Below are 13,944 nucleotides of genomic sequence, written 5' to 3'. Positions count from 1 at the left end.
TGCGCCCATTGGATTGAGATTTCGTCCTCATCTCCAGTGTAGCTCTGTGCAAGCGATAGCTCCCTGCACAGTGAAAGAATCCCCTTGCGCGATTCAATGGGGAGACAGTCAACTAACTTTTCCTAGAAAGTGGGCGCAATTAGCAAAAACCCAAATCCCCGGTTTCCTGAAGAAATCGGGGTTCTTCACCGACTGAAGGTTCTTGGGTAAATTTCCTCGTTTCTATGCTGATACCAATTCAACAAGATAAACCTGAAAACCCAGACTTAGCCTTTGCTATGCAGGTGTTAGCCTACCCGTCAGATATTTTGAATTGATATAGCCGTCAGCAGATGGGTTAGGAGATAAACTAGTCATCAAAGCTTAACAATAAGCTTTCTACCCTGTCCCCTGTCCCCTGCTATGCTACTAATCCAGAACGCAAAGCACGTACAGCCGCTTGGGTACGGTCATCAGCGCAGAGTTTATTGAGGATGTTACGGACGTGGGTTTTGACTGTACCGACGGTAATGTAGAGTTTTTCGGCGATTTGTCCGTTACTGCAACCAGCAACAATCAACTCTAGAATTTCTAATTCCCGTTGGGTGAGGGGGTAGGTTTCGAGAACTTGCTCGTATTCGGAAGGTAGGGCTTCAATTTTAACGGTTTTTGGCTTGTCGGATGCTTGATTGTCTCCGGGAATGCCTTGGCGCATCTTCTGTAATACTACATTAGCGATCGCCGGATCAATCCAAGAGTTACCGCCGAAGGTGGCTTGAATTGCTTCTGTCAGTCTGCTAATGCTGGTTTCCTTCATGTAGTAAGAATCTGCACCAGCCGCAAAGGCAGCCAGTACGGCATCTTCGGTATGATCCATTGTCAGGATGAGAATTTTGGTGTGGGTTTGTCCACTCTCTGTTTGATAACGTCTAAACTTGCGCGTGAGTTCAATCCCATCCATATCGGGTAAGCCAATATCCACCACAGCTACATCTGGCTTCGCTGTTTCCAAAAGTTTCAGCCCTTGAGTAGCATTAGCAGCTTCACCAATTACCTTAATGCCAGTGTTAGCCTGCAAAGCTGCTCTCAGCCCCATTCTAGTCAAATCATGATCTTCAATTAAAATAATGCTTATTTCGTTCATCTTTACACTCGCTCTTCTCTAATTGCTTCTTGCCAGAATATGATTTTTTTGACTCTTCTATGATTTTCCCAAACCAAAGATAGATGATATCTTCATGTGTCTGCATCCACCGATAGAAATAATAAATCAATTATTTTTGGGTTTGGATAGATATAAAAATACGGCTGTAGATATATCGCTATTTTATAGGAAAATATAAAATACTGGGACAAACTCGGACATTTGGCTGTTTGCTAATTCTTACTTAGGAGGGAACTTTTTATCTGATAACATTCGTTACCAACGGCATACAAGCAATGTAGCATATATTAATTTTTATGTAAATTAATATTGAAAAAGCAGTTATTATTCAGGTAAATTTTTTTGAATAAAGACCTGTAAAAAATCAGATAGTAATGTTATGTATATTGCCAAAATCAGATTAGTTGAAGTCTGATAGCCGCTTGTCCTGAGTCAAAGCCTAGCAATAGGAGATTTTGCATTTTTATTAGGGGTCTGTGTGGTGACTGCAACAAATCAAACAATTTCCGAAAGCGATCGCCGCTTTGAGAATCTAGCGCAAAAGGTTCCCGTTGTCATATTTCGCACAGATCTAGCAGGTAATTGTCTTTATGTCAACGAGCGCTGGTGTGAAATTTCTGGACTGTCCTTAAAACAGTCTTTGGGGCAAGGTTGGCGAGTAGCTGTTCATCCAGAAGATTTACGGCTTGTAGAGGCACAAGCTTACAAAATTCTTCCCAATCAAAAGTCATTGAAAATAGAATTTCGCTTGCAAAATCCTCAAGGTAAAATTACTTGGGTATTATCAGAATCAGTAGCAGAAATTGCTGAGAATGGTCGAATAATTGGTTGTATTGGCACGATAGTAGATATTAGTGAACGTCACCAAATAGAAGAAGCATTGCGTGAGAGTGAAGAACGATTTGCGGTGATGGCAAATAATGCCCCTGTGATGATTTGGATGTCAGGATTAGACAAACTCTGCAATTTTGTGAATCAAGGTTGGCTAGATTTCACAGGACGCACAATGGCCCAAGAAGTAGATAATGGTTGGGCGCAAGGACTGCATCCAGAAGACCTAGAACATTGTATTAATACTTATACTACAGCGTTTGACCAGCGAGAAAGTTTTATAATAGAGTATCGTTTGAAACGATACGATGGGCAATATCGCTGGATATTAGATACAGGTACACCTAGATTTAATGCCAATGGTAGTTTTGCTGGTTATATAGGTTCAGCTATTGATATTAGTGACCGCAAACAAGCGGAAATTACCCTGCAACAACGTGCAGAAGAACTCACCCGCTTAAATATTATCCTGGCGAAAACTACCACCCTCCTACAACAACGTAATCAGGAATTGGATCAGTTTGCTTATGTAGCTTCCCATGATTTAAAAGCACCTTTACGAGCGATCGCTAGTTTATCAGAATGGTTAGAAGAAGACCTAGCCGATCAACTACCCGAAGAAAACCAACATCAACTACAATTGTTGCGGGGTAGAGTCCGCCGCATGGAAGGTTTAATTAATGGCTTGTTGGAGTATTCCCGCATTGGACGTATCCACACAGAATTAAGCACGGTGAATGTCGATTTATTACTTAAGGAAGTCATCGATTCGTTGCAACCACCCGCAACCTTTCACATTGAAATTCAGCCGGGAATGCCTACATTTTTCACAAAAAAATTTCCGCTACAACAGGTATTTGCTAACTTAATCGGCAACGCAATTCATCACCATACCCGCGCCGATGGTCATGTAAAAATTTCGGTCAGAGATTTAGGAAAATACTACGAGTTTACTGTAGCAGATGATGGGCCAGGTGTTCCCGTAGAGTATCACAATAAAATTTTTGTGATCTTCCAAACTCTCGAACCGCGCGATAGCAAAGAAAATACTGGTATAGGACTGGCGATCGTGAAAAAGATAGTGGAAACAGAAGGAGGTGCAATTACTTTAAAGCCAGTTCCAGGGACTGGAAGCACATTTCATTTTACTTGGCCTAAGCGAACTCTGGAGTAAATTGGCTCAAGCTTATGGTACATCATGATTGTCTTCAGTTCTCACCTATGGGTGAGGACTTGTGTGAAGATACTCTTTTACAATTGAGGTGAAGCTTAATTAAGTATTCTATTTTACTTATTAAAAGCTAAGTCCGCTCAGGCATATAGCACTTGCAGTTTGCTAATTACTAATTCATGAACAACAGTTCATTTATTATCTCACCTTTAGTAAAAAGTGTAATTTAAATACAAAAAATGTTGGAAAAAATGATTAGCATACTATTAGTGGAGGATGATGAAGTTGATGTAATGAATGTCAAACGGGCATTCAAGAAAGAAAATATTACTAATCCAATTTTTATAGCAAGCAATGGTTTAGAGGCGCTCACCATTCTGCGTGGTAATCATGCTAAATACCCTGAGTTTCCCCAAGAGCGTCGCTTAATTTTGCTAGACCTAAATATGCCGAAAATGGGTGGTATTGAGTTTTTGCAAGAATTAAGGTCAGACCCACAATTACGACCAACTCCTGTAGTTGTGATGACGACATCAAACCAAGACCAAGACCGTGTGGAAGCTTACAACTTAAACGTTGCTGGTTATATTCTCAAGCCTGTAACATTCTCTAGTTTTGTAGAAATGATGGTAACAATCAACAAATATTGGATATTATGCGAAATGCCCTAGTTTTGCTAATATCAGATTTGGCGAGATAAAAGTTATTTTAACTTGAGGATTGATAATCAGAAACAATCAAATCAGGGTTAAGCATTAATTAAGATTTTATTGAAAATATCAAATTTTTAGTTGGATAATTTGAACCCAAAAATGTTGAAAATCACCTCGCTCTTTGCAGCGAAGATAAAAACCGATGGACGAGACGCTGAAGATTTTGGTTGTAGACGATGATGAAGTAGACCGCATGGCTGTACGTCGTGCCTTAGTTAAGGCTGGGGTGCGAATGGAACTGTCAGAAGTAGGCGATGGACATAGTGCGATCGCCGTCTTAAGCAGTAATAATTTTGATTGTGCTTTTATCGATTATCGCTTACCAGACCAAGACGGTTTAACCTTAATTCAAACAATACATTCCTTAAATATCAAAATTCCTTTAGTTATACTGACTTCTCAATGTGACGAACAAGTCGCAGTGGAGTTAATGAAAGCTGGTGCAACAGATTATCTATCTAAATCTAGAGTTTCTTCAGCAACTTTAGAGCAAGTTCTCCGCAATGCAATTCGCGTACATCGTGCAGAAATGCAGGTGACTATAGCCTACCAACAGCTCCGCGAAAGCCACGAACAACTAATTAGGAAAAACCAAGAATTAGAACGACAACGGCAACAAATCCAAATCCAAAATTTAAAGTTATTGGAAGCATCGCGGCTGAAATCTCAGTTTCTTGCTACCATGTCTCATGAATTGCGGACACCAATGAATGCAATTATTGGTTTTTCGCAAATATTACTACGTCCTAAGTTTGGCAGCCTCAGCGCTAAACAAACTGACATGGTAGAGCGAATTTTAAATAATGGTAAGCATTTGTTAATGCTAGTCAATGAAGTTTTAGATTTTTCCCGATTAGAAGAAGGACAGCTAGAACTGAAGCCAGAGCTATGTGATTTAACCAAAATAATTAATACAGTCGTCAGTGAAATGCGTTCACTAGCAGAGGCCAAAAAATTGACTTTGTTAGTGAATTTTGACTTAAAAAACCCTTTGATAGTCAATGATCCCATAAGAATTAAACAAATTTTAATAAATTTATTGTCTAACGCTATTAAGTTTACAGAATCTGGTAGTATTTGGGTTGAGGCTGAAGAATTGCCGGGAAATCGAGTGGCGATCGCAGTCAAGGATACGGGTATTGGGATCGCATCTCAAGATTTTAAAAATATCTTTGAAGCATTCCGACAAGTTGATCAAAGCATCACTCGTAAATATCCGGGGACAGGTTTGGGGTTAGCCATTATTGACACACTTGTGCAAATGATGAAGGGAAAGATTTTTTTAGAAAGTCAATTAGGAGTAGGTTCAATATTTACAATCGAATTACCAAGACAAGTATCATTATCAAATCCATCTGTACCCACCTCATCCGTGCAGATGGAACATAAACAACTGATTAATTCGACCCAAAGATTACACCAATCTCCGTCTCAATCAAACCCATCCTCAAATAAGTATCAGAACCTCAAACGATAATTTACTAATTAACTTTATTATTATGTCTGTTGTGGAAAATTCTAAAATTGATCGGATTCTGGCTGTAGATGATACTAAAGATAATCTCATTTTAGTACAAACAATTTTAGAAAGCGAAGGCTATGAAATTGATTTAGTTAGTGATGGTATTTCCGCTTTACATAAAGTAGAAGAGTCACCACCAGATTTAATATTATTAGATGTGATGATGCCGGGGATGGATGGTTATGAAGTGACAAGACGCATTCGCAATAACCCAGCGCTAAATTATATTCCCATTTTGTTAATTACAGCCTTCCACGAATCGAGTGTCGTGGAAGGTTTAGATGCAGGTGCAGACGATTTTATCCGTAAACCATTTGATACAGATGAACTACTAGCGAGAGTGCGATCGCTTCTCCGCCTCAAGCACAGTTTAGACGAACAACGGAAAATGGCGCGTCAACGAGAAGATTTTGTTTCCCGCCTCACCCACGACTTACGCACCCCCCTAGTCGCCGCCGATCGGATGTTGGACTTGTTTCAACAAGAAGCCTTCTGCAAAATTTCGCCAGAAATGAAACAGGCCATTTCTGTGATGATTCGCAGCAATCAAAACTTGATGCAAATGGTTAACACCTTGCTAGAAGTTTATCGCTTTGAAGCCGGGAAGAAAACCTTAAATTATGAAACCTGTGACTTAAAAGAAGTAGCGCAAGAAGTAGTTAGTGAACTCACCGCCTTAACAGATGAAAAAGGCATAACCCTCAAAGTAGATAGCAGTCAGATAGATAATTTGGGGGAAAAAGCTGGTATAGTTATGGGCGATCGCCTAGAATTACGCCGAGTAATATATAACTTAGTAGCCAATGCCATCAAATTTACCGATACAGGTGGTATAGAAATTCGCTTTTTTGAACCTGATCCCCATTGGTTAACAATTGAAATTGAAGATACAGGTTATGGCATTGCTCCCGAAGACCAAGTAACCATTTTTGAGCGCTTCCGTCAAGGCAGAAATAAACGCTCAGGTAGCGGTTTAGGATTGCATTTATCCAGCCGCATCGTTGAAGCCCATGAAGGTATAATTAGTTTAATTTCTGAACTAGGTAAAGGTAGTATATTTACAGTCAAACTGCCTAAGAATATTTAATACTTGTTGACAATTAAATTCATAGGGCGCTCATGATGCCCACCTCATACTAAGTTGCAGTCAAAGATAGTATCTTACTCTGCGCTACTTCTCTTTCCCCTCCTCTTAGGGGCTAGGGGTGGGTTGCTCCCTTGCCTGCCAAAACAAATATCTTTAAACACAACTTGGTATCAAATCTAGCAGGACTTACGTACCAAGGTTATCTGTTAAGACTGGGTGTAGGTTTTGAAGGTTTACACCCCTACACCCTTGTCCTGTGTAAGTCCTATCTAGTTAGTTGTGAAAGATATGTCTACCCAATAATTACTAGCTTGGTAAGAATTAGAGGGGAAACCACTCGTACCATATTGATACACACCGTTACCGCCACTCTCGCCATTCTGTAACAGGTACAGCGAGCCATTACTCACTCCAGAGTTAGCAAAGTAATTTGTGTCTAGAGCATAACCACCCACATCAGTATGGTAAGAAGCTACATAGACAGTGTTGGCAGTAATCTGTACAGGAGTAGCAAAGGTCACTTCTTGCCAGCCTGAAGCAGTTTCATTGGTGAATTGCGCCGTCGCCAAATTCGTCCCCGTACTACTCCACAGGTTGCCGATGTGAGTACCTGTATTATCAGCACCTTTGTAGAAGCGCACCCCTGTAATATAGCCGTTAACAGTCGATTTGAACTTCACACCCAACTCCACCGCCTGATTATCTGATACTGATGGGTTTGTCGGTGTTGCTGCGTTATTCCAGATGCTCTGAATTGGTTGAGTCGCCGTCGTCGTGAATGACCAACTAAAATTATTCGTCAAGGCGTTACCTGCTAAGTCTTTGACTCCATTTGCTCCACCTTTTATCGTCGCAGTGTAAGTTGTAGAAGCTGCCAGTTGATTGTTTGGTATTAACGTGGCTGTCTGATTATTAGCGTTGTAGCTGACATTAGCCGTTACCTGAACGTTTGCTTGATTTGTTAATTTAAAGTTGCTTGTGTTAATGGTTGCTGCATCTATGGATTCGCTGAAAGTTGCTGTGATGCTGTCTATTGTACTTACGCCTGTGGCATTGTTGTTAGGTGTTGTCGAACTTACAGTTGGTGGGGTACTGTCAAAGGTATATCTAGCAATGTATGCACCATTATTTCCAGGGAAAAAAGCGTAATCTATGCCTTTGATAGTCTGTTTACTATAAGCAACAGAGTTACCATTACTGATAATACTACTCAGCAATAAATTACCAAAACGTACTGGTAGCATTGCTTGTAAACCATTGGTATTAGCACCTTTATTAATTGTGAAACTCAAGGTGTTAAGATTCCAGACCAATGATTGGAAAGAAGAACTGTTGCGACCGTCGAGCCATTGCAATACTTGTTTAGCAGATACGACTGGTACGCCACGAGCTTTTGCAGAGGTCACTACAGCATCCGACTCTGGTAAGTTGGGAAAATCAGTATGGGCGTTAACGTTAAATACTCCATAATATCCCTCTGCTCCTATTGCCCGATCAAGTAGAGTATTGATGCTAAAAGGGTAGATTTGTCCAGATTCATCAGTTAATTGGGTAGCTGCACCATAGACATCAATTATTGCGCCATTTTTATTGGCAAAGCGCATTGGCATACCAGAACCTGTAAAGAATCCAGGGCGGTTATTAACCCAACTGGATGGCCAGTAATAGTAGGTTGTGTCCAACCTGATGCCGTAATTAGACTCAACTTGTGGGGTGGTAAACCAGTCACTCCAGACTAAGCAGTGATGTCTTTGTGTAACAGGGGCGGGAAGACTTGGGTAGATGTTAGCAAAATCTGCCAGTTGCTGTTGATAGCGTGATTGTAATGATGGAAGATTAGATAATGTGGAGGTTTGATAATTTCCACAATCCGTATTTACATGGAGTGCTATTTCAAATCCCTGAGCATTGTAATTAGCCACCTGTTGATTAGTTAGAGCTTCGGAGGAAGGAAATACATATGATGTCCCTCTGATGCACTCCCAGTCATCGACTGAACACCCTGGTGGACTTTGGTTGATAAATTGGTCAAATCTTCCGGCTGTTCCCCCGTTGGCGTGATCGTCCCCAGTCATCATCACCACCGCCTTTTTACCATACGGAAAATACCAAAAGCGGGGTAATGGTTTTTTCGACTGGTTCATGGTGATAATTAGATTTGCCAATAGCCTTTGTTGCTCATCGGCTTGCGGGATTGCTACCTTATTTAGGTCAACCCAATCTGGTTTGACATCACCACTAGCTTTGCCGTAGAACAAATCGTCGGCGCGGATGGGCGAAAAACCATCACGCTCTTGTTGATCCCAAGCGGGATTACCTTGACGAGTGTAGACAATAGAGCGAGCTAAATCGTAGGTAAATGCGGCAACTTTACCATTACCAACACTACGCAAAGTGACGGCAGGATTAGAGGTTGAGGTGGTTGCATTTGAGTAAAGGGTGGCTATGCTAGCAGCACCATTGAGGGTATAGCGGTCGGCTGTTCCGTGGAACTGGATAGTTTGATTGACAATACCTTTACCAGCAGAGGTGGAGTTATTAACTAACAAATAAGCGTCGGATAATGTGGAGTTGGCATTAGTTAGCCCTAGTAAGCTTGCTAGTTTCTTGTCTGGGTGCATGGCAATTAAATTGCCACCACCTTGCACCCAGTTACTAAACATTGTTACTTGAGCCGATGTGAGGTTCGTTTCGGTCAAAATCACAACATCATACTTAGCAAGGGTACTGCCTGATACTGATGAGATATCACTGGTTTTGAAAAGATTAAGTCCCTCGTTTAACAAAATCTCACTGTAGAAGTTGCTAAAAGGATTGGCAGCATTAGTGATGATTAAGATTGCTCCGCTTTGTGGTGATGATAAGAGTGGAATCAGTGCTAGCTCACTACTGCTAGCTGTAGCTTTGGTGGCGCTAGTAGTTTTCTGTGCTTTTGAGTTCTTGCTGAGATTTAACAACGACTCGTTAGTAACGGTGGGTAGTAAGTTTGTTAGCGTCACATTCAGATCGCGTAGCCCAGTCTCTATTTCCCAGACAGCCACATTACCATTTTCCTTGGCTGTAGCCAAGGTTTTTCCATCTGGACTTACATCGATCGCAGTTATATCTGAAGAATCGAGTGAGTTAAGCTTTGAGTGCAAACTATGAGTTTTTGTGTTCCAAAAATAAACAATGTTCTTCCCAGTGGCGATTAATGTATCTCCAGTGGGGGTGAAACGCACTGTCTGCAATGGTTCAGTGGCATCACGGTACGTTTGAATCAGCTTGCCTGTATCTACATTCCACAATCTCACGGTTTGATCTTGACTTACACTGGCTAGGGTTTTGCCATCTGGGCTAAATGCCACAGATGTCAGTGCCGCCATATGTCCTTGGATGCTTCTCAAAGCTCTACCTGTGGTTGTATCCCAGAGGATGACTAAACCGTTGTCGTCGCCACTAGCTAAAATCTTGCCATCGTTAGTAAAAGCTAGCCCGTTAACAAAGTTTTGGTGTCCTGAGAGAACACTAATCAATTTTTCGGTTGATAGATCCCATAGGTAAACTTTGGGGTCTTCCCCTGCCGTGGCGATCAGCTGACCATTCTGGCTGGAAGCAAGTATTCTGGGTGGGTTTTCTGGCCCCTGTAATCTGCTAGTTTGTTTTCCTGTGGCAATGTCCCATTTGCGGAGTACAGTGTCTCTTCCAATAGTGTTGAGAGTTTTACCATCGGGACTAAAGACTACTCCTGTTACATCAGATGAGTGAGCCACCAAGGCTTTGCTGAGTTGGCCTGTTTTGATATCCAGCAGAGCTATCTGACCGTCCTCAATTCCATCAGCCAAAGTAGTCCCATCGGGGCTAAAGGCGATCGCAGTGACTTTTCTAATAGTTTCGGATGAGTTTATTTGAGCCACTGTATATTCAGGGATAGTTCCTATACATAGGATTACTAATACCATGCAAAGGAATAAACTCAGGTATTTAAATATTTTTTGGTTCATAATTTATCCGTGGACAATGATTCATTTTTTTGTGTATCGGTAACAAGGTAATTAATTGAAAAAATGTAATTTTTATCTACAATTTTGATTGTTTACCTCTGAAAATGAAATTTGTAGGAAAAGTTTGTTTCAATAAAAAATATTACTCTAATTACGTAATTAGTCAACACTTTACAGATATTTTTTGTATAAAAAATAAATTAAAATATTGAATTTTATACATTTGAATTACATCACATAGGCAGAATAGATGCCTAATTACAATAATTGTTTTCTAACTTATTTTCTCTCTAAAAAGCATAAAAATATATTAACAAAATAGCGAATTTAACTGGCTTTATTAGTAGGTTAAAACTACGACTGCAAAAGTTAATTTCTAGCTAAGAATAGCAAAAAAAAATTTATTGAGTGTATTTTATACTCATCACTATAGGACTCATATTTGATTTTTGAAATATACGTAGGCCGATGCACTGCCCACCAAAACCCGGATCTGGTGGGCAATACCTACAGATACTGAAGTTTTTTCAGAAATCAAATCGGATTCCTATATATTGCATTATCCTACCAACAAAAAAATTTATTCATCAAGCAAAGAGTCATAAAAATTTTCTTTTTGCAATGTTTTTATTTATCATCAACAAAGGCAAAAATGTTAACTCATATAATAGTTATTCTCTCACACCATTAGGGGCGTAATAACTAGTATTGAGACTAGCTGAATGCCTAGTTTCAAATGACAATATTTCAAAGGATGTTTTAAAAGTTTCTACTCGTGTATCAATTACTTTACAGTCATTTGCAACGACAAAATTATAACCCTTAAAAAAGAGAAGTTAAAGAGTACAAATAAAAGCATTTAAAGTCACCAACAAACACTTTTAAAACAACCTTTGATAACTTGTAAATAATTTTCTGCTAACGCTTAACAAATAAACCCTGTAAGGTTCTGGCTTGCCAGCGTGCGTAATGATGCAAAAATTTTATTTTTCTGACATTTTTAAGAATTTATTATAAATGTTTTTTTGTTAAACTCTTAAATTCCATAACCCATATTAATATTGCTTCTTCCATAAATATTTGATGATTTTTACATATATTGTGCAGTAGTGATTGATCTAATTATTACATTCTTTGTGTAAAAGATTTGTAAAAGGGATGTGTTTTTTTCAACAAATTCATTTACATCATCTTTGTATTTCCACACCCTAAAATGTATTTTTTTATACAAACATTATTACAAAAACTTACTTATTATAAAAATCAATTTTTAGATGATTGACAATTTACTTTGTATATGGTCAAGTTTTAGCTATAGTTGTAAATCAATGTATTGATTTGTACAATTTACACGTAATCAATAATTTCATCTATCTAAAGACTGAAAAGTCAGATCCTATTTAGCGATCGCTTGTTCTGCGTTATTTTCTGTATATTAATATTTTTCTTGTTATTAAAATTACATATTAAACCGTAAGTTTATTTTCTGGGTTTATTCGGTTGGTGCAAGATGTCAGCGCCTAACGGGCGCGATGAACGCTCTTGCCGAATATGAAACAAACACAACTATTCCCTATTTTCTTATTTCTGTCACCTGTCACCTGTCACCCTTCGGGTTCGCCAGTTCCCTACGGCGGGAGACCCGCCTACAGGACTGGACTTACCTGTCACCTATGTTTCTTGTATACTAGTAATAAGTGCTTAATGACATCATTTTAAAAATCTATTTGCTAATTACTAAAGCTTGTAATAGATGAAATTATTTGCCAACGACTTTCCTAGCATATTTACATTACTAAAGTATATTTGTTGGCATGATAAGGCTAAGTAAGTATAAGTGTAACTGACACCTTGATTTATGTATTGATTTAGCAACAATGCCGTTGCAATAAACTTTTGAGAAAACTGTATGGAGCATTTATCAGCAATGAAAACAGGGATACTAATTATTATGCTGACGATAGGTTTGGGAATTGAATTTCCTGTAAGGGCAGGAACTAATCAGATATCTCAAAACTCACAGTACACAGGCCAACAAAGAAGACAGTTGAATCAACCATCAACTTCTCAACAATTATGGCAAAGATTTAGACAGCAGCAAGACCAATTTAGGTTACAACAGCAACAACGACTCGAACAATTCCGTTTGCAAGACCAGCTCAGACAGCAGCAATCTGTGCCATTTGGCATGGAGCAACTCAGACAACAACAAAGGCAAGAGATGGACACATTGAGATTACAGCAACAACTGCAAAGTAATTGACCTCACTGGTCGAACTCACGTGACATTAAAGCTTCTGGGCGATACGCTGTTGGAAGAGTACCACTAGAAGTAACAATGCACCACGAAGCACAAGTTGCCACCAAGGGGTAATGGTTCCTTCAAGATTGAGCAGATTGTACATCATTCCTAGCAAGAGTACACCGATGAGCGTCGGGAAGACGCTGCCTTCACCCCCAGAGAGAAAAGTTCCTCCCATAACAGTGGCGGCGATCGCATCTGTCTCCCAACCAATCGCCGCCACTGGTTGACCCGCTCCTAAACGTCCTGCAAGCACAACGCCAGCCAGCCCTGACAGCAAGCCGCTAAATGTGTAAACTGCCAGCTTCACCCGGTTTGGGTTCACGCCCATGAGTCGCGAGGCTTCCTCGTTGTTACCCACAGCGAATATGTGCAAACCTAAGCGGCTTCGATGTAGCATGAACCAAGCGGCAAAATATAAGAGTGCAACTATTACCACGGGTACGGGAACCCAACCAATAAATCCCCTACCCAACCATATCAGCCCTGATGCTGTCGGGGATAAAGCAATCGACCTTTCCTGAGTGATGCTCAACGCTAGTCCCCGCGCAGCGCTGGCAGTAAATAAAGTGACAACGAAAGGCTGGAGCCGCGCTTGTGATACCAGCAGACCATTGACTATTCCTAGTATAGTGGTGCTGGCAATGGCGCAGGCGATCGCCACAAAGCTTCCTTGTCCAGAAAACATGGCGGCAATGACACCGCCTAAAGCCACCAGAGAACCCACAGATAAATCAATTCCACCGCTCAGAATCACCATAGTCATACCCAGCGCCACCAGCGACAGCATACTGTTCTGCCGCATGATGTTCATGAGATTAAGCGGTGTGAGAAAGGTTTCATAACGCAACGATGCGAACACAGCCAAACTCAGGAGGATAAGTAGCACAGCCTGAGAGCGAAGGAGTTTAGTCAGACGCTGCAACAACCGTAAACCCGCCGCAACAGACCTTGTAGTAGCCATGACCTGTTATATCTCCTTGGGACGCTTTGACACTCTCCGCCCTAAAAGTGCGGAGATTCTTCATTCATAGACCCAACTTGCTCACACAAGATTTCTCCAGCATGAGTAGAGGTCGAATCTCCTGAAGCGTTCGGATCATAGATCCAGGTTCCTACGTGACCCGTAGTACCCAAGGCTAGTTTCAGAATGTTAATCGCTGCGTTCCAATCTCTATCCATCACAAATCC

9 protein-coding genes and 1 pseudogene are annotated in these 13,944 nt (G+C 40.4%); 6 read left to right on the top strand and 4 right to left on the bottom strand.

Annotated features, from left to right (window positions below; genetic code table 11):
• Window positions 1-196, top strand: a 196-nt coding sequence (locus H6G83_RS35085; RefSeq protein ID WP_206759024.1) for a hypothetical protein, incomplete at its 5' end; no start/stop codon positions are given.
• Window positions 197-400: 204 nt separating this feature from the next.
• Here the strand turns inward: H6G83_RS35085 and H6G83_RS33565 are convergent.
• Window positions 401-1,123 carry a response regulator transcription factor gene (locus tag H6G83_RS33565; protein ID WP_190480304.1) on the bottom strand — a complete coding sequence of 241 codons (723 nt, stop codon included), beginning with the start codon at window positions 1,121-1,123 and terminating at the stop codon, window positions 401-403.
• Between the two features lie 502 nt (window positions 1,124-1,625).
• On the opposite strand from H6G83_RS33565, the gene H6G83_RS33560 reads away from it, so the two are divergent.
• From H6G83_RS33560 to H6G83_RS33545, 4 genes are all read left to right on the top strand, one after another.
• Window positions 1,626-3,149 (top strand): sensor histidine kinase, encoded by a 1,524-nt coding sequence (locus tag H6G83_RS33560; protein WP_313937735.1) that lies wholly within the window; start codon window positions 1,626-1,628, stop codon window positions 3,147-3,149.
• A gap of 236 nt (window positions 3,150-3,385) precedes the next feature.
• Window positions 3,386-3,817, top strand: coding sequence for a response regulator (locus H6G83_RS33555; protein WP_190480299.1), 432 nt, complete (start codon window positions 3,386-3,388; stop codon window positions 3,815-3,817).
• 184 nt (window positions 3,818-4,001) lie between these two features.
• Entirely contained in the window at window positions 4,002-5,336 is a 1,335-nt protein-coding gene (locus H6G83_RS33550; protein WP_190480297.1) for an ATP-binding response regulator, read from the top strand.
• Between the two features lie 22 nt (window positions 5,337-5,358).
• A complete protein-coding gene (locus H6G83_RS33545; RefSeq protein WP_190480295.1) occupies window positions 5,359-6,468 on the top strand; it encodes a hybrid sensor histidine kinase/response regulator in 1,110 nt (369 codons plus the stop codon).
• Between the two features lie 269 nt (window positions 6,469-6,737).
• Here the strand turns inward: H6G83_RS33545 and H6G83_RS33540 are convergent, their stop codons facing one another.
• Window positions 6,738-10,364 carry a DUF4082 domain-containing protein gene (locus H6G83_RS33540; protein WP_313937732.1) on the bottom strand — a complete coding sequence of 1,209 codons (3,627 nt, stop codon included), beginning with the start codon at window positions 10,362-10,364 and terminating at the stop codon, window positions 6,738-6,740.
• 1,996 nt (window positions 10,365-12,360) lie between these two features.
• Between H6G83_RS33540 and H6G83_RS33535 the strand changes: the two genes are divergently transcribed.
• Window positions 12,361-12,714, top strand: coding sequence for a hypothetical protein (locus tag H6G83_RS33535; RefSeq protein WP_190480291.1), 354 nt, complete (start codon window positions 12,361-12,363; stop codon window positions 12,712-12,714).
• Between the two features lie 25 nt (window positions 12,715-12,739).
• Here the strand turns inward: H6G83_RS33535 and H6G83_RS33530 are convergent, their stop codons facing one another.
• Window positions 12,740-13,717, bottom strand: coding sequence for an ABC transporter permease (locus H6G83_RS33530; protein WP_190480288.1), 978 nt, complete (start codon window positions 13,715-13,717; stop codon window positions 12,740-12,742).
• A 41-nt stretch (window positions 13,718-13,758) separates the two neighbouring features.
• Window positions 13,759-13,944 (bottom strand): annotated as a pseudogene (locus tag H6G83_RS35080) (RNA-guided endonuclease TnpB family protein); the annotation flags it as partial.

Origin of the sequence: Anabaena azotica FACHB-119, from assembly GCF_014697625.1 — a bacterium.
Classification (GTDB): domain Bacteria; phylum Cyanobacteriota; class Cyanobacteriia; order Cyanobacteriales; family Nostocaceae; genus Trichormus; species Trichormus azoticus_A.
Note: the sequence above shows the minus strand (reverse complement) of the source record. Positions and strands in the feature narration are given on the sequence as shown.